This window comes from Streptomyces sp. SCSIO 75703 (genome assembly GCF_036607905.1).
Taxonomy (GTDB): Bacteria; Actinomycetota; Actinomycetes; order Streptomycetales; family Streptomycetaceae; genus Streptomyces.
Map to the genome: position 1 here is coordinate 5,224,418 of NZ_CP144555.1, position 21,760 is coordinate 5,246,177.

General features: G+C 74.4%; 21 protein-coding genes and 1 pseudogene. 14 read left to right on the plus strand and 8 right to left on the minus strand.

Going from position 1 to position 21,760, the window contains the following annotated elements; all coding sequences use genetic code 11:
• Positions 1–13: 13 nt before the first annotated feature.
• Together hrpB and VM636_RS22930 are read right to left on the minus strand one after the other, a co-directional pair.
• Positions 14–2,518 carry an ATP-dependent helicase HrpB gene (hrpB, locus tag VM636_RS22925; protein WP_053912624.1) on the minus strand — a complete coding sequence of 835 codons (2,505 nt, stop codon included), beginning with the start codon at positions 2,516–2,518 and terminating at the stop codon, positions 14–16.
• A 122-nt stretch (positions 2,519–2,640) separates the two neighbouring features.
• Positions 2,641–3,546 (minus strand): class I SAM-dependent methyltransferase, encoded by a 906-nt coding sequence (locus VM636_RS22930; protein ID WP_324616633.1) that lies wholly within the window; start codon positions 3,544–3,546, stop codon positions 2,641–2,643.
• A 311-nt stretch (positions 3,547–3,857) separates the two neighbouring features.
• On the opposite strand from VM636_RS22930, the gene rpsA reads away from it, so the two are divergent.
• The 4 genes from rpsA (at position 3,858) to VM636_RS22950 (ending at position 7,755) form a co-directional block, all read left to right on the plus strand.
• A complete protein-coding gene (gene rpsA, locus VM636_RS22935) occupies positions 3,858–5,351 on the plus strand; it encodes a 30S ribosomal protein S1 (RefSeq protein ID WP_030417929.1) in 1,494 nt (497 codons plus the stop codon).
• Positions 5,352–5,554: 203 nt separating this feature from the next.
• Entirely contained in the window at positions 5,555–6,493 is a 939-nt protein-coding gene (locus tag VM636_RS22940; RefSeq protein ID WP_053912625.1) for a PAC2 family protein, read from the plus strand.
• Positions 6,494–6,678: 185 nt separating this feature from the next.
• Entirely contained in the window at positions 6,679–7,284 is a 606-nt protein-coding gene (gene coaE / locus VM636_RS22945; protein WP_030417931.1) for a dephospho-CoA kinase, read from the plus strand.
• 90 nt (positions 7,285–7,374) lie between these two features.
• Positions 7,375–7,755: a tetratricopeptide repeat protein gene (locus VM636_RS22950; RefSeq protein ID WP_030417932.1), complete on the plus strand. Its 381-nt coding sequence runs from the start codon at positions 7,375–7,377 to the stop codon at positions 7,753–7,755.
• A 60-nt stretch (positions 7,756–7,815) separates the two neighbouring features.
• Here VM636_RS22950 and VM636_RS22955 read toward each other — a convergent pair whose 3' ends face one another.
• Entirely contained in the window at positions 7,816–8,079 is a 264-nt protein-coding gene (locus tag VM636_RS22955; protein WP_030417933.1) for a DUF6343 family protein, read from the minus strand.
• A gap of 317 nt (positions 8,080–8,396) precedes the next feature.
• Between VM636_RS22955 and VM636_RS22960 the strand changes: the two genes are divergently transcribed.
• Positions 8,397–9,089, plus strand: coding sequence for a class I SAM-dependent methyltransferase (locus VM636_RS22960; RefSeq protein WP_030417934.1), 693 nt, complete (start codon positions 8,397–8,399; stop codon positions 9,087–9,089).
• Between the two features lie 84 nt (positions 9,090–9,173).
• Here VM636_RS22960 and VM636_RS22965 read toward each other — a convergent pair whose 3' ends face one another.
• Positions 9,174–9,677 carry an RNA-binding S4 domain-containing protein gene (locus VM636_RS22965; RefSeq protein ID WP_030417935.1) on the minus strand — a complete coding sequence of 168 codons (504 nt, stop codon included), beginning with the start codon at positions 9,675–9,677 and terminating at the stop codon, positions 9,174–9,176.
• A gap of 274 nt (positions 9,678–9,951) precedes the next feature.
• Between VM636_RS22965 and VM636_RS22970 the strand changes: the two genes are divergently transcribed.
• The 5 genes from VM636_RS22970 (at position 9,952) to VM636_RS22990 (ending at position 13,691) form a co-directional block, all read left to right on the plus strand.
• A complete protein-coding gene (locus tag VM636_RS22970) occupies positions 9,952–10,692 on the plus strand; it encodes a uracil-DNA glycosylase (protein ID WP_030417936.1) in 741 nt (246 codons plus the stop codon).
• Between the two features lie 32 nt (positions 10,693–10,724).
• Complete coding sequence (gene pip / locus VM636_RS22975; RefSeq protein WP_030417937.1) at positions 10,725–11,687, plus strand: prolyl aminopeptidase; 963 nt, start codon at positions 10,725–10,727, stop codon at positions 11,685–11,687.
• A 59-nt stretch (positions 11,688–11,746) separates the two neighbouring features.
• Entirely contained in the window at positions 11,747–12,508 is a 762-nt protein-coding gene (locus VM636_RS22980) for a nucleotidyltransferase domain-containing protein (RefSeq protein WP_053912627.1), read from the plus strand.
• 149 nt (positions 12,509–12,657) lie between these two features.
• The gene (locus tag VM636_RS22985; RefSeq protein WP_030417939.1) at positions 12,658–13,350 is read left to right on the plus strand and encodes a DUF899 domain-containing protein; all 693 of its coding nucleotides are present in this window, start codon (positions 12,658–12,660) and stop codon (positions 13,348–13,350) included.
• 152 nt (positions 13,351–13,502) lie between these two features.
• Entirely contained in the window at positions 13,503–13,691 is a 189-nt protein-coding gene (locus VM636_RS22990) for a hypothetical protein (protein ID WP_030417940.1), read from the plus strand.
• A 138-nt stretch (positions 13,692–13,829) separates the two neighbouring features.
• Here the strand turns inward: VM636_RS22990 and VM636_RS22995 are convergent, their stop codons facing one another.
• Together VM636_RS22995 and VM636_RS23000 are read right to left on the minus strand one after the other, a co-directional pair.
• Positions 13,830–14,264, minus strand: a complete 435-nt coding sequence (locus VM636_RS22995) for a hypothetical protein (protein WP_030417941.1) — start codon at positions 14,262–14,264, stop codon at positions 13,830–13,832.
• Positions 14,261–14,902 carry an ATP-binding protein gene (locus VM636_RS23000; RefSeq protein ID WP_051821138.1) on the minus strand — a complete coding sequence of 214 codons (642 nt, stop codon included), beginning with the start codon at positions 14,900–14,902 and terminating at the stop codon, positions 14,261–14,263. The genes VM636_RS22995 and VM636_RS23000 overlap by 4 nt, the downstream gene beginning before the upstream one ends.
• 247 nt (positions 14,903–15,149) lie before the next feature.
• Between VM636_RS23000 and VM636_RS23005 the strand changes: the two genes are divergently transcribed.
• Complete coding sequence (locus VM636_RS23005; protein ID WP_030417943.1) at positions 15,150–16,010, plus strand: helix-turn-helix transcriptional regulator; 861 nt, start codon at positions 15,150–15,152, stop codon at positions 16,008–16,010.
• Positions 16,011–16,286 carry a DUF397 domain-containing protein gene (locus tag VM636_RS23010; protein WP_030417944.1) on the plus strand — a complete coding sequence of 92 codons (276 nt, stop codon included), beginning with the start codon at positions 16,011–16,013 and terminating at the stop codon, positions 16,284–16,286.
• 382 nt (positions 16,287–16,668) lie between these two features.
• On the opposite strand, the gene VM636_RS23015 is transcribed toward VM636_RS23010, so the two are convergent.
• Positions 16,669–18,159: a glutamate synthase subunit beta gene (locus VM636_RS23015; RefSeq protein ID WP_338485530.1), complete on the minus strand. Its 1,491-nt coding sequence runs from the start codon at positions 18,157–18,159 to the stop codon at positions 16,669–16,671.
• Between the two features lie 564 nt (positions 18,160–18,723).
• Between VM636_RS23015 and VM636_RS23020 the strand changes: the two genes are divergently transcribed.
• The gene (locus VM636_RS23020; RefSeq protein WP_338485532.1) at positions 18,724–19,356 is read left to right on the plus strand and encodes a uridine kinase; all 633 of its coding nucleotides are present in this window, start codon (positions 18,724–18,726) and stop codon (positions 19,354–19,356) included.
• A 204-nt stretch (positions 19,357–19,560) separates the two neighbouring features.
• Here VM636_RS23020 and VM636_RS23025 read toward each other — a convergent pair whose 3' ends face one another.
• On the minus strand, positions 19,561–20,691 hold the full coding sequence (locus tag VM636_RS23025) for a magnesium and cobalt transport protein CorA (RefSeq protein ID WP_053912630.1): 1,131 nt from the start codon (positions 20,689–20,691) through the stop codon (positions 19,561–19,563).
• 156 nt (positions 20,692–20,847) lie between these two features.
• Here VM636_RS23025 and VM636_RS23030 point away from each other — a divergent pair.
• A pseudogene (locus VM636_RS23030) lies at positions 20,848–21,637 on the plus strand (SAM-dependent methyltransferase).
• Positions 21,638–21,760 lie beyond the last annotated feature (123 nt).

The following is a 21,760-nucleotide window of genomic DNA, read 5'->3' on the forward strand; positions in this document are numbered from 1 at the left end:
GTCCCGGGGCGGGTCAGCGCCCGAGCCGCGCCCTGGTGTGCCGGGTCGGCTCCGCCGAGGCCGGGTCCTCGGGCCAGGGATGCCTCGGATACCGGCCGCGCAGTTCCGCGCGCACCGCGCGGTACCCCTCCCGCCAGAAGGACGCGAGGTCCGCGGTGACCGCGGCCGGCCGCCCCGCCGGCGACAACAGGTGCACCAGGAGCGGAACGCCCGCCACCTCCGGCGAGCGCTGGAGCCCGAACATCTCCTGGAGCTTCACCGCCAGCACCGGCCGCTCCGGATCGCCGTAGTCGACCCGGACCCGGGAACCGCTGGGCACCGTGATCCGCTCCGGGGCGAGCGCGTCGAGCCGCCCCGCCTCGCCCGACGCCCACGGCAGCAGCCGCGCCAGCGCCTGCCCCGCGTCGATCCGCGCCAGGTCGGCCCGCCGCCGCGCCCGGCCCAGCTCCGGCTCCAGCCACTCGGCCCGCCGCGCGTGCAGCGCCTCCTCGCCGACGTCCGGCCAGGGCTCGCCCCGGTGCAGCCGCAGGAACGCCAGCCGCTGCCGCAGCCCCCGCGCCTCGGCCGACCAGCGCAGCAGCCCGAGGCCCTCCCGCCGCAACCCCTCCGACAGCGCCTCCCGTACGAGCCCCGGGTCCGGATCGCGCAGCGGGCGGGCGGCCAGTTCGATCGCGCCGAGCGACGCGACCCGCCGGGCGACCACGTCGCCGTCCGCCCAGCGCACCTCGTCCCGCTCCGTCAGCAGCGCCCCCGCGGCGAGCCGGGCCGTCCCCTCGTCCACCGCCGCGGCGAGCCGCACGCGCGCGTGCCCGCGGCCCGCCGGCCGGTCGGCCACCGCCACGGCGATCCACGGTGCTTCCCGCAGCCCCGAGCCCTCCGGCGGCTCCGCGCGGGTCCCGGACGCCATCAGGTGCGAACCGCCGTCCCTCCTGGCCACCCGCTCCGGGTACGCGAGCGCCGCCACGAGCCCCGCGAGCGCGTCCCCGGCCGGCGGCACCACCACGCCTGGCGCCGGTCCCGCCCCCTCGCCCACCGCCGACCGCAGCCGGCGCACCTCCGCCCGCCACCGGGCCCCGTAGGCGTCCCCGCCCCGCCGGGCCGCCCGGACGGCGGACGCCAGATCGCTCCCGTACTCGCGCGGCGGCTCCTCGCCGAGCAGCGCGACCACCTCGGCCACCGCCTCCGATCCCCCGGCGTCCAGCAGGGCCCGCCCCAGCCGGGGATGCAGCCCCAGCCGCGCCAGCCGGACACCCCGCGCGGTGGCCCGCCCGGCGGAGTCCACCGCGCCCACCGCCGCCAGCACCGACCGCGCCGCCGCCATCGCCCCGGCCGGCGGCGCGTCCAGCAGCGCCAGACCGGAGGCGTCCGGATCGCCCCAACAGGCCGCCTGGAGCGCGAACGCCGTCAGATCGGCCACCTTGATCTCCGGTGCCGGGAACGGCGGCAGCCGGGCGTCCTCCGCCGGTGTCCAGCACCGGTACACCGCGCCCGGAGCCTCCCGGCCCGCGCGCCCGGCCCGCTGCCGCGCCGACGCCCGCGAGGCGCGCACCGTGGTGAGCGCGCTCAGCCCCCGCGCGTGGTCCACCCGCGGCTCCCGCGCCAGCCCCGCGTCCACCACCACCCGCACGCCCGGCACCGTCAGGGACGACTCGGCCACCGACGTCGCCAGCACCACCCGGCGCCGCGGCCCCGGGCTCAGCACCGCGTCCTGCGCCGCGGCGGGCGCCCGCCCGTGCACCTGGAGCACGTCCACCCCGCCGAGGCTCCCGAGGGCCCCCGCGACCCGGGCGATCTCCCCCACCCCGGGCAGGAAACAGAGCACGTCGCCGTCGCGTTCCGAAAGGGCACGGCGCACGACCGCGGCCACGTGTGCCGGCAGCGCCGGGTCCACACGCGTGCCGTGCGGCGGCCGGAACGGACGGGCCGGCGGCGCCCACACGACCTCCACCGGGTGCGACACGCCCGGCGCCTCGACCACCGGCGCGTCGCCCAGCAGCCGGGACCAGCCCTCTGCGTCGGTCGTCGCGGAGGCGGCCACCAGTCGCAGGTCGGGCCGCAGCGTCTGCCGCACGTCCCACAGGAAGGCCGCCGTCGTGTCCGCGTCGAGGTGCCGTTCGTGGCACTCGTCGAGCACCACCGCGTCGACACCGGTCAGCTCCTGGTCCCGCTGGAGCCGCTGGAGCAGCACGCCGGTGGTGACGACCTCCACGCGCGTGTCCCGCCCCACGACCCGTTCGCCGCGCACGGTGTAGCCGACCCGCCCGCCCGGCCGTTCGCCCAGCAGCCACGCGATCCGCCGGGCGGCCGCGCGCGCCGCGATCCGCCGGGGCTCGGCCACGACCACCCGGCGCGGCGGCCCGTCGCCGAGCAGGCCCGCCAGGGCCGGCGGCACCAGCGTGGTCTTCCCGGTGCCGGGCGGCGCGACCAGCACGGCGGTGCCGTGGCCCGCGAGGGCGTCGCGCAACGCCGGCAGGGCGGCACGTACGGGCAGGGCGTCCAGGGCGTCGTCACGGATCACGCCCCCAGTGTCGTACGCCGCCGGGGGCGCCCCGCACGGTCCGGGCGACCGTCGGCCGTTCCGCTCCGCCGCGCGCGTAGCGCGTCACGCGTGCGCGACGGCGGCGGGGCGCGCGGGGTGGCTCAGTCGCGCTCGCAGACGAAGATCGCCGTGCCGGGGACGAGGTGCCCGCGCAGCGGGGACCAGCCGCCCCACTCGGAGGTGTTCCAGTCCGGCCACTCCGGCTCCACCAGGTCCACCAGGCGGAAGCCGGACGTGACGACGTCGCGGACCCGGTCGCCGATCGTCCTGTGGTGCTCCACGTAGACCGCGCGGCCCTCCTCGTCCTGCTCCACGTAGGGCGTGCGGTCGAAGTAGGAACCGGAGACCGACAGCCCCTCGGGGCCCGGCTCGTCCGGGAACGCCCAGCGCAGTGGGTGCGTCACCGAGAAGACGAAGCGCCCGCCCGGCCGCAGCACCCGGCGCACCTCCCGCAGCACCAGCCGCGGATCGGCGACGAAGGGCAGTGCCCCGTAGGCCGAGCACGCCAGGTCGAAGGAGCCGTCCGCGAAGGGCAGGACGGACGCGTCGGCGCAGACCAGAGGGAAGGACCCGCCGATCCGCAGTGCGTGCTGGAGCTGGCGGTGCGAGAGGTCCAGGGCCACCGGACGGGCGCCCTGGGCGGCCAGCCACCGCGAGCACTGGGCGGCGCCGGCGCCGATCTCCAGGACGTCCCTTCCCGCCAGCTTCTCCGGCGGGCCGAGCAGTTCCGCCTCGACCTCGTCCAGCCCCTCGGGGCACCACACGAAACGCTCGTCGCCGAGGAACGTGCCGTGCTCGGTCTGGTACTCGTCCGCGTTCCTGTCCCACCAGCCGCGGTTGGCGCGGGAACTCTCCGTGACCCCCGCGGCGCGGCGGGTGGCCTCGGGTTCGGGCGCCTCGGTCTGGGGTCCTTCGGGCTCTTGGATGGCGGGCTCCCTCGTACTAGTCTTCGGCTCTTCCGAAGGTCTTTCGGCTCGTGCGACACGCCGGGCGCGGACCTCGGGCACGGGACGCCGAGGGGCTCCCGTGGCTTCCGGAGACGACTCGTCCGCCGGGTATGCGAGGATCTGTCCCGGGTGTGCGGCTTCGCGCATTGACCCTGCCCGGCTGCCCACGTATGCTACAAGTTGCGCTGCGGGCCTGCGCACCTCAGACGTAGCAGGTCGCGCTCGCATCTGTTGTATGTCCCCTCGGTTCTTGAGGCGCCACGATGTTTCACGGGGCGCTTCCTTGGCTGTCCGGCTTCTACAGAGCGAAAAGGGCTCCCGGCGCAAGCAGTGCCTACGACTTCAATGTCCGTACCGGAGCCCTTTCCCACATGACGAGCAGCACCGAGACCACCGCCACCACCCCGCAGGTAGCGGTCAACGACATCGGTAACGAGGAAGCCTTCCTCGCCGCGATCGACGAGACGATCAAGTACTTCAACGACGGCGACATCGTCGACGGCGTCATCGTGAAGGTCGACCGGGACGAGGTCCTGCTCGACATCGGTTACAAGACCGAAGGTGTCATCCCGAGCCGCGAGCTCTCGATCAAGCACGACGTCGACCCCAACGAGGTCGTTGCCGTCGGCGACGAGATCGAGGCCCTTGTCCTCCAGAAGGAGGACAAGGAAGGCCGCCTGATCCTCTCGAAGAAGCGCGCCCAGTACGAGCGTGCCTGGGGCACCATCGAGAAGATCAAGGAAGAGGACGGCATCGTCACCGGTACCGTCATCGAGGTCGTCAAGGGTGGTCTCATCCTCGACATCGGCCTCCGCGGCTTCCTCCCGGCCTCCCTGGTCGAGATGCGCCGCGTCCGCGACCTCCAGCCCTACGTGGGCAAGGAGCTCGAGGCGAAGATCATCGAGCTGGACAAGAACCGCAACAACGTGGTCCTGTCCCGCCGTGCCTGGCTGGAGCAGACCCAGTCCGAGGTCCGCCAGACCTTCCTCACCACCCTCCAGAAGGGTCAGGTGCGGTCCGGCGTCGTCTCCTCGATCGTCAACTTCGGTGCCTTCGTGGACCTGGGTGGCGTCGACGGTCTGGTCCACGTCTCCGAGCTGTCCTGGAAGCACATCGACCACCCCTCCGAGGTCGTCGAGGTCGGCCAGGAGGTCACGGTCGAGGTCCTCGACGTCGACATGGACCGCGAGCGCGTCTCCCTGTCGCTGAAGGCGACCCAGGAAGACCCGTGGCAGCAGTTCGCCCGGACCCACCAGATCGGCCAGGTCGTCCCCGGCAAGGTCACCAAGCTGGTTCCGTTCGGTGCGTTCGTCCGCGTCGACGAGGGCATCGAGGGCCTGGTCCACATCTCCGAGCTGGCCGAGCGCCACGTGGAGATCCCGGAGCAGGTCGTCCAGGTCAACGACGAGATCTTCGTCAAGGTCATCGACATCGACCTCGAGCGTCGCCGCATCAGCCTCTCGCTGAAGCAGGCCAACGAGGCCTTCGGCGCCGACCCGTCGGCGGTCGAGTTCGACCCGACCCTGTACGGCATGGCCGCGTCCTACGACGACCAGGGCAACTACATCTACCCCGAGGGCTTCGACCCCGAGACCAACGACTGGCTCGAGGGCTACGAGACCCAGCGCGAGGCCTGGGAGACCCAGTACGCCGAGGCCCAGCAGCGCTTCGAGCAGCACCAGGCGCAGGTCATCAAGTCCCGCGAGGCGGACGAGAAGGCCGCTGCCGAGGGTGGCGAGTCCGCCGCTCCGGCCGCGTCCGGTGGCGGTTCGTACTCCTCCGAGGGCGGCGACAACTCCGGCGCCCTGGCGTCGGACGAGGCGCTGGCCGCGCTGCGCGAGAAGCTGGCCGGCGGCCAGAGCTGAGCGCACGCTGAGCGCCCGCTCCGCGACGAGCGGTAGTTCGTGACGCGAGGGCCCGCACCCCCACCGGGGTGCGGGCCCTCGCCGCGTCTCCCGACGGGAGCGGCCCGGCACACGGGTGGAGCACCCGTCCGGCGGCGCTCTCGGGGAATGTCCGGGCAGGGGCCCGCGTTGTGAGTGACGAACACGAGGAGGGGAGCGGTCACGTGCTTGATCCGCGGGAGCTGTACGCATGGGAGCCGAAGGGCCTGGCGGTCGTCGACATGGCGCTGGCCCAGGAGTCGGCCGGACTCGTCATGCTCTACCACTTCGACGGCTACATCGACGCCGGCGAGGCCGGCGACCAGATCGTCGACCAGGTGCTGGACTCGCTGCCCCACCAGGTCGTCGCCCGGTTCGACCACGACCGGCTCGTCGACTACCGCGCCCGCCGGCCCCTGCTGACGTTCACGCGCGACACGTGGACGGAGTACGAGGACCCCGTCATCGAGGTGCGGATCGTCCAGGACGCCACCGGCGCCCCCTTCCTGCTGCTGTCCGGCCCCGAACCGGACGTCGAGTGGGAGCGCTTCGCCGCGGCCGTCGGACAGATCGTGGAACGCCTCGGCGTCCGCCTCGCCGTGAACTTCCACGGCATCCCCATGGGCGTCCCCCACACCCGCCCCGTCGGCATCACCCCGCACGGCAACCGCACCGACCTCGTCCCCGGCCACCGCAGCCCCTTCGAGGAGGCCCAGGTCCCCGGCAGCGCCGAGGCGCTGGTCGAGTACCGGCTGATGCAGGCCGGCCACGAGGTCCTCGGCGTCGCCGCCCACGTACCGCACTACATCGCCCGCTCCCCGTACCCGGACGCGGCGCTGACCGTGCTGGAGACGATCACGGCCGCGACCGGCCTGGTCCTGCCCGGCATCGCGCACTCCCTGCGCACCGAGGCCCACCGGACCCAGACCGAGATCGACCGCCAGGTCAAGGAGGGCGACGAGGAGCTGACCGCCCTCATCCAGGGCCTGGAGCACCAGTACGACGCCGCGGCCGGCGCCGAGAGCCGGGGCAACATGCTCGCCGAGCCCGTCGACATCCCCTCGGCCGACGAGATCGGCCGCGAGTTCGAACGGTTCCTGGCCGAGCGGGAGGGCGAGGGCTGACGTCCCGCTGCGGGCGGGGTGTCCCCCCAGGGAGGGGAGGCGCCCCCGGGCGGAGGCGTCCCGCCGGCGGGCCCCACCGCACCGCCTGACTCGCCCCGGCCCGACCCATCCCCGCCGGACGCGCCCGGCCGGCCTGGCCGGCCCCGTCGTGAGCCGTGCGGGCCACAGGCCCTAAGCTGCCGTCCATGCTGACGGTGGGCCTGACCGGCGGAATCGGCGCCGGCAAGAGCGAGGTGTCGCGGCTGCTCGTCGAGTACGGAGCCGTACTCGTCGACGCGGACCGCATCGCACGCGAGGTGGTCGAGCCGGGGACCCCCGGCCTCGCCGCCGTCGTCGAGGCGTTCGGCGACGGCGTCCTCACCGAGGACGGCCGTCTCGACCGGCCGAAACTCGGCTCCCTGGTCTTCGCCGACCCGGAGCGGCTCGCCGTCCTCAACGGCATCGTCCACCCCCTGGTCGGCGCCCGCTCCCGCGAGCTGGAAGCCGCCGCTCCGCGTGACGCCGTGGTCGTCCACGACGTCCCCCTCCTCACCGAGAACGGACTCGCCCCCCTCTACGACGTGGTCGTCGTCGTCGACACCGATCCCGCCACCCAGCTCGACCGGCTGGTACGGCTGCGCGGCATGACCGAGGAGGACGCCCGCGCCCGCATGAACGCGCAGGCCGGCCGAGAGGAGCGCCGGGCGGTCGCGGACATCGTCATCGACAACGACGTCCCCCTCGACGAACTGCGGCGCCGCGTGCGCGAGGTGTGGGACGAACTGGTGCGCCGGGCCCACCCCACCGCCTGAGGACGACCGGCGTTCCGGTTCCGGCCGGCCGGGAATACCGGCGCCCGTACGGGCGTTGACCGCTGTTTCCCGCGAAGGAAGGACTCTGTCGTGGCCGAGAACCGCGGTTCGACCGGACGCACTCCGGAAACGGACGTCATCGACTTCCGCGCCGCCGAGCAACTGCTCGCGGCCCGGGACCCACGAGGAGCGGTGAAACTGCTCGACGGGGTCATCGCCGCCCACCCGGAGAACACCGCGGCCCGGCTGCTGCGCGCGCGGGCCTTCTTCGCGGCGGCGCAGCTCCGGCCGGCCGAGCTGGAATTCACCATCGTCCTGGAACGCGAGCCGGACAACGCCTTCGCGCACTTCGCGCTGGCCCGCACCTACGAACGCCGGGGCTGTCCCGACCAGGCCCGGCGCCATTTCCGGCTGGCCGCGGCCCTCGACCCGAACCCGGAGTACGTGCAGCAGGCACGGTTCGACGGGTGAGAAGCCGACCGCGGCGGGTGCGGGAGCCGCCCCTCCGGTACGGGGTCCCGCCCTGCCCGGCTACGGACGGTCCCGCGGGGGCGGGTAGGGCGGGATGTCGCGGCCGGGCTGGTAGTGCGGGCCCTGCCGCAGGTGCCGGACGATCACTGCCAGGTCGACCACGACGATCACCCACAGCACACCGCACGCGGCGGCCCAGCCGGGGCGCCCGGTGAGCGCGAAGACGGTCGTGCCGAAGACCGCCCAGACCAGGCCCCACAGGCTCAGCCAGAACCGCGCCCGCAGCGCACTGCGCGCGGTGGCCGGTTCACTGCCTGTACGCATGACTACCACTGCTCCTACGGCCACGGTACCGCGGGCCCGGCGAGGGCGTCCCTGGCGGCGAGATCCGTCGGGCGCGCCGCCGGTCCCGGAACGATGGAAGTCCGGGCCGAGGCCCGGGACACCGCGGGCACCCCTTCGCCCGCGGACCCTGGGGCCGCCGCACCGGCAGGATCCGGGGGACGGCGTTCCCGCGCGGCCCAGAGGGCGAGCGGGAGACGAGCGGGAGCCCCTTTCCGCCTCGCTCTCTTCGTTCTTCTCGTTCGAGTGAATCGGTTCGGAGGGGGAACGGCTGTACGGACCCGGCCCGTTGGACGGGCATGGAGTCGAAGACGAGAGCGGGGCACCGGGGGACCGGACCCGGAGTGATCACCCCGGACGGCTGCGCCGTGGAGGTGTACGCGCGGCTGTCCGTCGGCCCGGAGCCGGACATCGTCGAGGCGGCCGTGCCCGCGGGCGCGCACATCCTCGAACTGGGCTGCGGAGCGGGCCGCGTGACCCACCCGCTGCTGGAACGCGGGTTCACCGTCACGGCGGTCGACGAATCCGCCGAGATGCTGGAGCGCGTGCGCGGCGCACGGACGATACGCTCGGCCATCGAGGACCTGGCCCTGCCGGAGACCTTCGACGCGGTGATGCTGGCCTCGTGCCTCGTCCACACCGGCGACACCAGCGTGCGGCGCGGTCTGCTGCGTACCTGTGTCCGCCACGTCGCGGAGGGCGGCTGCGTGCTGATCCAGCGTGAGACCGCCGACGCGCACACCGACGTTCCGCGCGAACGTCTCGACCCGGCCGGTTTCACCATCCGCATCGCGTCGGTGGAGCCGGACGGTGACGGCGTCGACCGGGTCCGTGCCGAGTACGTGTTCCCGGAGACGGTCTGGACGCAGACCTTCCGCTCCCGGGCACTCACGCGGGAACAGTTCGCGTCGGCGCTCGGAGAGGCGGGGCTGCGCGTGGACCGGTACCTGACCGAGGACGAGACCTGGGTGCGGGCGGTACCGGTGACCTGACCTGACCTGACCTGACCTGACCTGACCCGACCTGACCTGACCGGGGCGGCGGCGTGGGCCGGTCGGGCCGGGCGCCCTGGAAGGTCAGTGCCCGTCGGGCCGGCCCGGGGCGTGCAGTCCGCGCAGGCGCTCCAGCTCACGGCGGTCGCGCTTGGTGGGGCGGCCCGTGCCACGGTCCCGGATGCCGGCCGGGGCGGTGGCCTCGCGGGGCGGCGGCGGAGGGGAGTTGTCGACGTAGCACTGGACGGCGACCGGGGCGCCGACGCGCTTGCGGATCAACCGCTTCACGACGACGATCCGTTCCCGTCCCTCGTGCCGCAGGCGCACCTCGTCACCGACGCGCAGGGAGTGGGCGGGCTTGACCCGCTCCCCGTTCACGCGGACGTGGCCGCCCCGGCAGGCGGTCGCGCCGAGCGAACGGGTCTTGATCAGGCGGACGGCCCAGATCCAGCTGTCGACGCGGACGCTCTCGCCGTGTTGCGGCCGAGCCGCCTCGGCGGCGGCGATGGCGGCGGTCGTCTTCGGATCGGGGGTCTCCCCGCCGGGGGCACCGGCGTCGTGCCCGCCCTCGTCATGCTCGGAAGCCATGCCCCCGACCCTAGTCGTCCTCTCCCGCGCCCGGCAGCGGCTTTCCCGCCGCCCCGATGCGCTCGCGGCGACAGGCGGGTGCGACGGCCGCCGTACCCGCTTGTCGCGCACCGGAGACGGGACCCGGTGCTCCCGAGACGGTGCTGCCGCGGCCGGGCGGGCGCGGCGGGCCGGGCGCGGCGGGCCGGGCGGGCCCCCGTACCGGAGGGGCGGCGCGGCACCCGCCGCCGCCCGCCGCGGGCGCCCGAGCCCGCCCGGGACCTACCGTGGAGGCATGGACACCAGCGCCCTCGCCCGACTGGACCGGCGGATCACGGGGTGCCGTGCCTGCCCCCGGCTGGTCGCCTGGCGGGAGGAGGTGGCCCGGACCAAGCGGCCCGCCTTCGCCGACTGGACGTACTGGGGGCGCCCGGTGCCGGGCTTCGGCCCGCCGGACGCCCGCCTGCTGATCGTCGGCCTCGCCCCCGCCGCCCACGGCGGCAACCGTACGGGCCGGATGTTCACCGGCGACCGCTCCGGCGACGTCCTGTACCGGGCGCTGTACGACCTGGGCCTCGCCTCGCAGCCCACCGCCGTGACCGCCGACGACGGCCTGGCACTGCACGGCGTACGCGTCACCTCGCCCGTGCACTGCGCCCCGCCCGCCAACAAGCCGACGCCCGCCGAACGCGACACCTGCCGGCCGTGGCTGGTCCGGGAACTGGGCCTGCTCAGGCCGACCCTGCGGGCCGTGGTGGTGCTCGGCTCCTTCGGCTGGCAGGCCACGCTGCCCGTGTTCACGGCGGCCGGGTGGGCCGTGCCCCGGCCCCGGCCGGCCTTCGGACACGGCGCGCACGTCCTGCTGGAGGCCCCCGACGCGGAGCCCCTGCACCTCTTCGGGTGCTACCACGTCAGCCAGCGCAACACCTTCACCGGCCGCCTCACCCCCGACATGCTGCGCGACGTGCTGCGCACCGCGGCCGACGCCGCCGGACTGCCCGCGGCGGACGAGGGGAGCCCCGGGAAAACCCGATGAGCGGTCCCGGCCCGCGGCGCTAGGGTGCCCCGATGGGCCTCTATCCACCGCTCGAGCCGTACGACCACGGTCTCCTCGACGTCGGCGACGGCAACCGGGTCTACTGGGAGACCTGCGGAAACCCGGACGGCAAACCGGCCGTGGTCCTGCACGGCGGGCCCGGTTCGGGCACCAGCGCCAACCACCGGCGGTACTTCGACCCCGCCGCGTACCGGATCGTGCTGCTCGACCAGCGCGGTGCCGGACGGTCGCGGCCCCTCGCGAGCGCCCACGACACCGACATGAGCCTCAACACGACCGCCCACCTGATGGCCGACCTGGAGCGGCTGCGCGGGCACCTCGGCATCGAGCGGTGGCTGGTGTGGGGCGTGTCCTGGGGGTCCGTCCTCGGGCTGCGGTACGCGCAGACGCACCCCGGCGTCGTCTCCGAACTGGTGCTGACCGGCGTCGCCACCGGCTCCCGCGCCGAGGTGCGACTGCTGACCCGCGGCCTGGGCAAGATCTTCCCGGCGGCCCACGAACGGTTCCTGGCCGAGCTGCCCGCGGGCGAGCGCGACGACCCGGTCGCCGCCTTCCACCGCCTGCTGGAGTCACCCGACCCGCGGACGCGGGCCCGCGCCGCGCGGGCGTGGACCGACTGGGAGACCGCGACCATCCCCGCGCCGCCCGGCTCGGTCGCCCGGTACGAGGACCCGGAGTTCCGCCTCGGCTTCGCCCGCACCGTCACGCACTACTGGACCCACGACCACTTCCTCGGCGAGGGCGGCGACGAGGGCGTGGTCCTGCGCGACGCCCACCTGCTGGAGGGCATCCCCGGCACCCTCGTCCAGGGCAGCCTCGACTTCGGCAACCTGCTCGGCATCGTCTGGCGACTCCACCACGCCTGGCCCGGCAGCCGCCTGGTGATCGTCGACGAGGCCGGGCACGACGCCGGCTCCGTGGGCGACGACGCCCTGCTGAGGGCGACGGACGCCTACGCCCGGCCCACCACCTGACCGGCCCTCCCGGCGCGGTGCCCGCCGCCCACCCGACCACGCGCAAGGAGCCCGTACCCGTGCCCTCGCTCACCGACGCGGCGTTCCTCGACACCACCGCCGACCGCCTCGCCGCCCTGCCCACGGTGCGCGCCGTCACCCTCGGCGGCTCCCGCGCCCAGGGCACCCACCGGCCCGACAGCGACTGGGACCTGGCCGTCTACTACCGGGGCGCCTTCGACCCGGCCGACGTACGCGCCCTCGGCCTGCCCGGAGAGGTCGGCGAGATCGGGTCCTGGGGCGGCGGCGTCTTCAACGGGGGAGCGTGGCTGACCATCGACGCGCGCCGGGTCGACCTGCACTACCGCGACCTCGAGGCCGTGGAACGCGAACGGGCGGAAGCCGAGGCGGGCCGTTTCGCGATCGAGCCGCTGATGTTCCACCTGGCCGGTGTCCCCACGTACCTGCCGGTCGCCGAACTCGCCGTCAACCGGGTGCTGCGGGGCACGCTCCCGCGCCCCGCCTATCCGGACGCCCTGCGCGTCACCGCCCCCGAGCGCTGGTCAGGCATGGCCACCGCCACCCTCGCCTACGCCAAGGCGGCCCACGCTCCCCGCGGGGCCGTCACCCAGGTCGCCGGCGCCCTGGCCCTCGCCGCGACCCAGACCGCCCACGCCGTCCTCGCGGCACGCGGGGAGTGGGTGACCAACGAGAAGGGTCTCCTCGCCCGAGCCGGCCTCGCCGACGCCGTCGACGCGCTGACGACCGGCCTCACCCCGGACCCCACGGCGCTGCTCCACACCCTGACGGAAGCCGAACGGCTGCCCCACGCCCGCCCCTGAACCGGGGCGGGAAAGGGCAGGCCGCCGGGCGGGGCCGGAACGTCCCGGCCCGGTGAACCGGACCTCCCGAAGATCTTGTGGCCGTTCCGATGAGTTCCTTTCCTCCCGCCGGTCACCATCGGTGACGGACCGTCGCACAGGAGGAACCCATGTCGCTCCCCGAGATCGTTTCGCGCGCCGACTGGCAGGAGGCGCGCGCCGCCCTGCTGGTCAGGGAGAAGGAGGTCACGCGCGCACGGGACGCGCTCAACGCGGAGCGGCGCGGGCTGCCCATGGTCGAGGTCGACCGGGAGTACGTCTTCGAGGGCGGTGACGGCAAAGCCACGCTGCTCGACCTCTTCGAGGGCCGGGACCAGCTCGTCGTCCACCACTTCGTGTTCGCGCCGGGGGAGGAGACCGGCTGCCCCCGCTGCTCGGCCTTCCTGGACCAGATCGGGCACCTGGCGCACCTGCACGCCCGGGGCACGTCGTTCGCCGTGGTGTCCCGGGTGCCGTACCCGGTGATCCTGCCGTTCAAGGCGCGGATGGGCTGGACCCTGCCCTGGTACTCCTCGTACCTCGGCGACTTCGACGCCGACTTCGGGGCGGCCGGTGACGGAGGGGAGGGAGAGCGCGGCGGCCGGGCGGGCCTGAGCTGTTTCCTGCGGGACCGCGACCGGGTCTTCCACACGTACGCGACGTACGGGCGTGGGCTGGAGGGGGTCGGCTCGGCCGCGAGCCTCCTCGACCTGACCGCGCTCGGCCGGCGTGAAGCCTGGGAGCGGCCCGCGGGACGCGCGTCGGCCGTCGGGACCCTCATGGTGGACGGCACCCTGCGCCATCACGACGAGTACGGCCACTGACACGGTTGGTGAGCGCGCGGAGCGGTGGGTCACAGGCCGAACACAGCATGTGGTGAGCGGGTGTCGACTGTGTCTCACTTCGTCACCTCACGCGACTTTCCCTCCCGGCGGGCGTTTGACTCTACGAGTACAGCGCTGCAGGGAGGTGCGGGGTGAACGGCCGGACAGTGCTCGAACGCTTTCCCGCCGGTGGGCCGCGCGGGTCGTGGCCGGCGGAGGAGTTCGCCCACGCGCGGCGTCAGGAGGGCCTGCCCGCCGAGGTCGTGATGGACCTCGCGTCGGACATGTTCCTGGTCGTCGTCCGGGGTGGCGGGAAGGCAGCGGACGACGCCGCCGCCTGACGCGCGTGTCGGCACTGTGCCGGCACGCCGTGGCGGGCGCCGCGTTTCGTGCCGCCCGGCGGCGCGTACGCACGGTTCCGGGCGTGTCGGGCTCCGGCCGCACCGGCCCGGGGAGCCGCCGCCCCTGTGGCCCGTCCGTCAGGCGGTCACCGGACGCGACCACGTCGGAGTCGTCCCGGTCAGCCGGCACAGCGCCAGGTAGAGCGGGATCGGCGGGGTGTAGGGGACCGTGTCGTCCGGCCGGTGGATCAGGCCGGGCACCGCGGGAGTGTCGGGGACGACCGCGCCGGTGGCGTACCGTGCGGGCGCGGGCCACTCCAGCGCGTAGTCGGAATCGGACGGGACGATCCACCACCAGTGCGCCTCGTCGGCGTAGACGCACCCGACCCGCGGCAGCCGCGGCATCACCAGGGGGCCGAACCGGGCGGGCACCGCCACCGCGTCGCAGCCCAACGGGGCCGTCATGCCGTCCGGCACGGGCAGCCGTCGGGGTGCCGCGGGTGCGCGCCGGCCACGTTGCAGCCGGATCAGCGTGTCCAGGCCGAGCGGACGGCCGCCCGGCACCGTGCTCATCGCCACGGGGCCCCCGTTCCGGGGGGCGGAGTCCGGCGGTAGCCCTCCGCGGCGCCCCCGTTCTCCGTACCGTCGGTCGGTCCGGGCTTCGGGCGCGCGCCCCAGCCCAGGTCGTTCCGCGGCCCCGAGTGGTCGCGCGGTGTGTCGCCCTTGTGCGGCAGCTCGGCCCAGACCAGCAGTCCCGGACCGTGTTCGTGCGCGCCCCATGCCTCGCACAGGGCGTCGACCAGCAGGAGACCCCGGCCGTGCTCGTCCTCGGGCTGCTGGTCGGCCGACGGTCGCGGCTGACCGGGCGCGCAGCCCTCGTCACGGACGGCTATCCGGACGAGATCGTCATCGCCGTGCAGCTCGCACACGATGTGCCGGCTCGCGGTGTGCACGATCGCGTTCGTCACCAGCTCGGAGACGACCAGGGCCGCGGTGTCGCAGAGGTCCTCGCACACCGACCAGCCGGTCAGCCGGGCTCTTGTCAGGCGTCTGGCCTGCGCGGGAGAGCCTGGATGTGCGGCCAGCTCGAAACGGAACCGGCGCTCGGCGGCCACGGCCCCCGAGGGGCCGGCCGTCAGAGTCGCGCCACGGCCCAGGCGGCCCGCGGTGGCGTCTGTTCCTAAAGGCGGGGACGGAATCACGCTTGCCACTATCGCCCCGCCGTGAACACTTGGCAAGTGTCACTCTGAAAATTGCAGAGTGCTGGGTGACGGTCTGGACGGACATGGCACACTGCTCGCAACAGCACGTCGAGCGGCGCCACTTCAGACCATCGAACATCCGCCCGGAGATTCGAAAAGGTCTTCGAATGGCGCCGCAGGGCTGTCCGCGCACCGCGGCCGGACCCGCACGACCGTGATCACAAGGACTTTCAGCACTCTCTGGGAGGTGGGGCGGGTGAGCGAGCCCAGATCCGCGCCGACGGTCGGCCAGGTCGTCCTCGGCCGGCGCCTGCTGGACCTGCGGGAACGCGCGGGCCTCAAACGCGAGGAGGCCGCCCGCATCCTGCACGTCGCCCCGGCGACGGTCCGCCGCATGGAGACGGCCGAGGTCGCGCTCAAGATCCCGTACCTCCAGCTCCTGCTGCAGGCGTACGGCGTCGCCGACGACGAGGCCGCCGCCTTCGTCCGGCTGGCCGAGGACGCCAACAAGCCCGGCTGGTGGCAGCGCTTCCACGACATCCTCCCCGGCTGGTTCTCCATGTACGTCAGCCTGGAGGGCGCCGCCGCCCTCATCCGCTCCTACGAGCCCCACTTCGTCCCCGGCCTGCTCCAGACCGAGGACTACGCGCGCGGCGTGCTGCGCTCCGGTGCCATAGGCCAGACCCGGCCCGAGGACATCGAGCGCCACATCGACCTGCGCATGCGACGTCAGGAACTCCTGACCCGCGAGGACGCGCCCAGGCTCTGGGCCGTCATGGACGAGACCGCCCTGCGCCGGCCGGTCGGCGACCCGGAGGTGATGCGGGCCCAGATCGACAAACTGCTCGACGCCACGAAGCTGCCCAACGTGACGCTGCAGGTGGCCCCGTTCGCCAACGGGCCGCACCCCGGCACGTACGGGCCCTTCGTGCTGTTCCGATTCGCCGTGCCGGAACTCCCGGACATGGTCTACAGCGAGTACCTGACCGGCGCCGTCTACCTGGACGCGCGTGCCGAGGTGTCCACTCACCTCGAGGTCATGGACCGCATGGCGGCGCAGGCCGCCACGGCACATCGCACGAAGGAGATCCTCCGGGATCTCCGCAAGGAGCTGTGAATGAACCAGATCACGACCCAGCGTTCCCCGAGGACGTGCGGTCAGCGGATATACAACGGCATGCCGGCGCGCGAGCTGGGAAGCGAGGGCTGGCACAAGCCGTGGAGCGGAGGGAACGGAGGGAACTGCCTGGAGGCGATGAAGCTCTCCGACGGCCGCATCGCGGTACGGCAGTCCACCGACCCCGACGGACCCGCGCTGATCTACACCTCCGCCGAGATGACGGCGTTCATCGAAGGAGCCAAGGCCGGAGAGGCGGATTTCCTGCTCTCCTGAAACGCGCGCCCTGTTAAGCCTTGTTTAAGCTGCTTTTCTTGTCGTAACACCGTTTCCTTTCCTTCTCCTTCCTTCTCTTTCTTTCTCCTTCGGTCCCGGTCCGTCAGTTCCCCCGTTTCCCGTTCCGCTCTGTTCGGTCGCTCCGCCGCTCTCCCTCCCGGAAGCGCGGGGGAGTGCCGGGAGGTGATCACCGCCCGTCCGCCGGATCCTCCGGTCGCCGCCGCAACACACCCCGACACCCCGCTCCCGACGGGACCCGGCCTTCCCGGCCGCGCACCCCGTACGCCGGGGTGCGCGGTGCCCGCGGCGGCCGCCTGGGGCGGCGGCCCGGGGCGGGAGCGGCAGGCGGGCGCGGGACCGGGGGAGCGGTGGACCTCCTCCCTCAGGCCGTCAGCGGACGGTCCGAGGGGCCGATGGGCGCCGGCAGCCGCGTGTCCCCGCCCGTCAGACGGCGGTCGACGGCCGCCGCCACCGCCCGTCCCTCGGCGATCGCCCACACGATGAGCGACTGCCCGCGAGCGGCGTCCCCGGCGGCGAACACGCCGGGGACGTTGGTCTCGAAGTCCTCGTCGCGGGCGATCGTCCCGCGCGGGTCCACCGCCAGCCCCAGCCGGTCGATCAGCCCGTCACCGCGATCCGGCCCCGAGAAACCGAGCGCGAGCAGCACCAGATCCGCCGGGAGCGTCCGCTCGGTCCCCGGCACCGGACGCCGGGCCGTGTCCACCCCGACCAGGCACACCGACCGCACGTGTCCCTCCGCGTCACCGGCGAGACGCAGTGCCGACGCCGCGAACAGGCGCGCGTCCGCCTCCGCCTCCGGAGCGGACCGCAGGTGCTCCGCCTCCTCGTGCGCGACCGAGAGCCGGTACACCTTCGGGTACGTAGGCCACGGCTCGGCCCCCTGATCGCGGTGGGCGCCCGGCCGTCCGTAGATGTCCAGTTGGGTCACCGAGGCGGGTCCCTCGCGCACCGCCGTGCCGAGGCAGTCCGCGCCCGTGTCACCCCCGCCGACGATCACCACGTGCTTCCCGGCCGCCGACAGCGGGGACACCTCCAGGTCCCCCTCGCACACCCGGTTGGCCAGCGGCAGGTACTCCATCGCCTGGTGGACTCCTGCCAACTCCCGCCCCGGCACGTCCAGTTCGCGCCAGGCGGCGGCGCCCGTCGTGATCAGCACCGCGTCGTGGCGGGCCCGCAGCGCGGCGGCGTCGACGTCCCGCCCGATCTCCGTCGACGGACGGAACACCGTGCCCTCGGCGCGCATCTGGCCGATGCGCCGGTCCAGCCGGTGCTTCTCCATCTTGAACGCCGGTATCCCGTACCGCATCAGGCCGCCGAGCCGGTCCGCCCGCTCGTAGACGGCGACCGTGTGTCCGGCGCGGGTGAGCTGCTGGGCCGCCGCCAGCCCGGCGGGGCCCGAGCCGATCACCGCCACCGTGCGGCCGGTGAGCCGGTCCGGCGGGCGCGGCGGGAGGAAGCCCTCCTCCCAGGCCTTGTCGGCGATCGCGCACTCGACGTTCTTGATGGTGACGGCCGGCTGGTTGATGGCGAGCACACACCCCGTCTCGCAGGGTGCCGGACACAACCGGCCCGTGAACTCCGGGAAGTTGTTCGTCGCGTGCAGCCGCTCGCTCGCCGCCCGCCAGTCGTCGCGGGAGACCAGGACGTTCCAGTCCGGGATCAGATTGCCCAGGGGACAGGCGTCGTGGCAGAAGGGGATGCCGCAGTCCATGCAGCGCCCCGCCTGCCGGCCGGCCAGGGGCAGCAGCGCGCCCGGCACGTACACCTCGTGCCAGTCCCGGACGCGCTCCCCGGGCGCCCTGCGGGGCCACTCCTCGCGGGGGGTGCTCATGAATCCCTGGGGATCGGCCATGGCCGTCTCCCTTGCGTGCGCGGATGACAGGCCGTGCCTCGGCGTGCGGCGCTCCTGCGGCCACGATACGTCCCCCGGGCCCGGCCCGCAGGACGCCGCGGGAGGCCGCTCCGGGCGCATCGTCGCAGGACAGCGGCCCGATCACACGGTCACCCGCCTTCGCGGGCCCGGCGCCCGCGGCGCACGTGGACACCGGTTCACCCGGCCCTCGTGGATCCGGCACGGCCGGTTCCGGGCCCGGGAGCGCCCGCCCCTCGCGTCTCCGGCCGCGCGCACTCCGTGTGCGGGGCCGGGTGTCGCCCGCCCTCCCGGCCACGCGGGCCGCGATGGCCCCGCCCGGGCTTCCCGGGCCCCGGCAGCTCCCTGGGTCCGCCACGGCCGGGGCCCCTGGGCACCTGCCAGGGCGGAGCGGCGGCGGCCGTTTTCCTGGCGGCGGCGGCCCACCGGTACCGGCACGGTCGTCCCTCGTCACGGCCGGCCCCGGCTCCCGGACACCCGCTGCCGACGGGCGCCCGCGCGCGGCCCTCCGGGCAGCCCGCCCGGCGGACGGCGCATCATGGGCCCGTGCGACTGGAAGCGATCACCTGGGACCGGCTCGGCGACCGCATCGCCGACAGACTGCTCGACCTGGAACCGGCCGATGCCGCCCCCTGGCGCCGCGTCGCCGTCGACGGCGCCCCCGCCGCCCGCCCCGGCGACCTCGCCGAACGGGTCGCCGAGGCGCTGCGGCTGCGCGGACGCCCCAGCCTCGTCGTCGGCGCGGACGGTTTCCTGCGCCCCGCCTCGGTCCGCCTGGAATACGGCCACCGGGACGTCGACGCCTACTACGACGGCTGGTACGACACCGGCGCCCTGTGGCGTGAGGTCTTCGACCCCCTCCGGCCGGGCGGAAACGGGCGGGTGCTGCCCGACCTGTGGGACCCGGTCACCGACCGCGCCACCCGGAGCCCCTACACCGACCTGCCGCCGGGCGGCGTTCTGCTGCTGCACGGTCCCCTCCTGCTGCGTCACTGGTTCCCCTTCGACCTGAGCGTGCATCTCCTCCTCTCCCCGGGCGCCCTGCGCCGCCGCACGCCCGACAGCGAGCACTGGACCCTGCCCGCCTACGAACGCTACGAACAGGAGGCCGACCCCTCCGGCACCGCCGACGTCCTGGTGCGCGCCGACGATCCCCGCCGCCCGGCGTGGAGCGGCTGAGCCCCCCCGGATCCGGCGGCACGGGCGATGTCACCGGACCGTCCCTCACGGGACCCGCGGGACGGGGCGACGGGACGTGACCGGCCCCACGGACGGGGTGGCACGGCACGCGTGGACGGAGCCGGCGGCGCCGCCGGACCGGCGCGAGCGAGGCCGTCCGGTGGGGAGACGTGCCGGGCGGGCGTGGACGGACCGGCCGCCGGGTCAGAGCCAGCCGTTGCGCTTGAACCCGCGATGCAGGGTCAGGCACGCGACGGCGATCACGCCGACGGCGAGGCCGTACCCGTACCGCCAGGGCAGCTCCGGCATGGGGGCGAAGTTCATCCCGTACACCCCGCAGACCATGGTGGGCACCGCGATGATCGCCGCCCATGCGGTGATCTTCCGCAGGTCCTCGTTCTGCGCGACCCTGATCCGGGCCAAATGCGCCTGGAGGATCGAGTTGAGCAGGTCGTCGAACGCGGATATCTGCTCGGTGGCCCGCGACACGTGGTCGGACACGTCACGGAAGTAGGGCCGTATCTCCGCCGCGACCACCGGGTACGGCCGCCCCGCCAGCAGGTGCAGCGGGTGCCCGAGCGGGACCACCGCCCGTCTCAGCTCCAGGAGTTCCCGCTTGAGCGGGTAGATCCGGCCGGGCTCGACCCGTGTCCCGTTCTCCGCGAAGACCTCCGCCTCGATCTGCTCGATGTCCCCCTCCAACTCCTCGATGACATGCAGGACGTCGTCGACCACGTGGTCCGCGATCCCGTGCAGCACCGCGGACGGACCCTGGGCCAGCCGCGCCGGCTCGGACTCCAGGTGCTCACGCACCGGCCCCAGCGAGCCGTGCCGGCCGTGCCGCACCGTGACCACGAAGTCCTCGCCGACGAACACCATGATCTCGCCGGTGCCCACCACCTCGCCGCCCGCCACGGACTCCTCCCGCCCGACGTGGCGGACCGTCTTGAACACCGCGAAGAGCGTCTCCCCGTACCGCTCCACCTTCGGGCGCTGGTGCGCCTCCACCGCGTCCTCCACGGCCAGCGGATGCAGGTGGAACAACTCCGCGATGCCCGCGAACTCCTCGTCCGTCGGCTCGTGCAGACCCAGCCAGAGGAACCCGCAGCCCTTGCGCCGCATCCGCTCCACGGCCTCGGCGGGGTCGCCGCCGCCGTCGTGGACCCGTGCCCCCTCCCGGTAGACCACGCAGTCCACCACCGAGGAACCGAGAGGGGAGCGGGCGTGATGGCTCAGGTCGACGGGCCGGCGCCGCCGGGCCAGCCGCGCCACCTCGCGCAGCCCCCTGACCCGCCCGAGCTGCGTCACTCTCCGCACACTGTCGGCCTTCGGCATCCGCCTGCTCCTTGCGTGGGTCCCCTCGCGCCTTGCCTCCCGCGCCTGACTCGTCAGTCTGCCAGTTCGCCCCGATCACCGTCCGGGCCTGTGGGAAGAGGGAAATCCGCTTGGTTCCCGGCTGTGGAAAACCTCCGGTGACGGGGTGGTCCCCGCATGACGCGAGCCGACGGGTACCTCCTCGACAACCGGCAGGCCGAGGAGGCGGAGCGCTTCGACGCCTTCGCCGCCCTCGTCGGCCCCGTGACGTCCCGTCACCTCGAAGTGCTCGGCGCCGGACCGGGCCGGCGCTGCTGGGAGGTCGGCGCCGGCGGCACCTCCTGGCCGGCCGCGAAGGTGGGGCCGGCCGACCGCGTCCAGGCGACCGGCATCGACACCACGCACGTCGCCCCGGCCGGCCACCCGCCCGTCGAGGTGCGGGTGCACGACGTGGGCGCCGACGACCTCCCGGAAGACGGCTTCGACCCGGTGCGCGCCCGGCTCGTCCCGGTCCATGTCCCCGACCGCGACAGAGCGTCGCGCTCCGTGCTCCAAGCCCCGCGCCCCGGTGGGTACGTGCTGGTCGAGGACGCCGGCCCCTCCTTGCAGCCACTGCTCCGCCCCGACGAGCACCGGCCGGCCGGGGAACGGGCGAACCGGCTGCGGCGCGGCTTCGCCACCTGCTCACCGAGCGCGGCGCCGACCTCGCCTACGGCCGCCGGCTCCCGAGGCTGCCGCGGGACGCTGACGCCGGGCTGCACGGGGTGCAGGCCGACGCCTACTTCCCGGTGACGCTCGCCCGCCTGCACGGCCCTGGAGAGTGCCACGTCCGGCAGATCCGCGGCCGGCTCGTCCCCGCGGGACTGGCCTCCCACAGGCACATCGACCGCCACCTCGTCCACGTCGCCACCGGCGCCATGGACGAGGTGGCGGCCCGATGATCTCCGCGTGGGGCAGGAAGGGTTAGTGGCCCGCCAGCCGCCCGGTTCCTCCCGCGACCCGGCCGGTTCCCGTCGTCGCCGTCCGCCGGCACCCGGCCGGGCCGTCCGCACCCCCGCAGGGACCCGACGGCCGGCCACGGGGGCGGGCT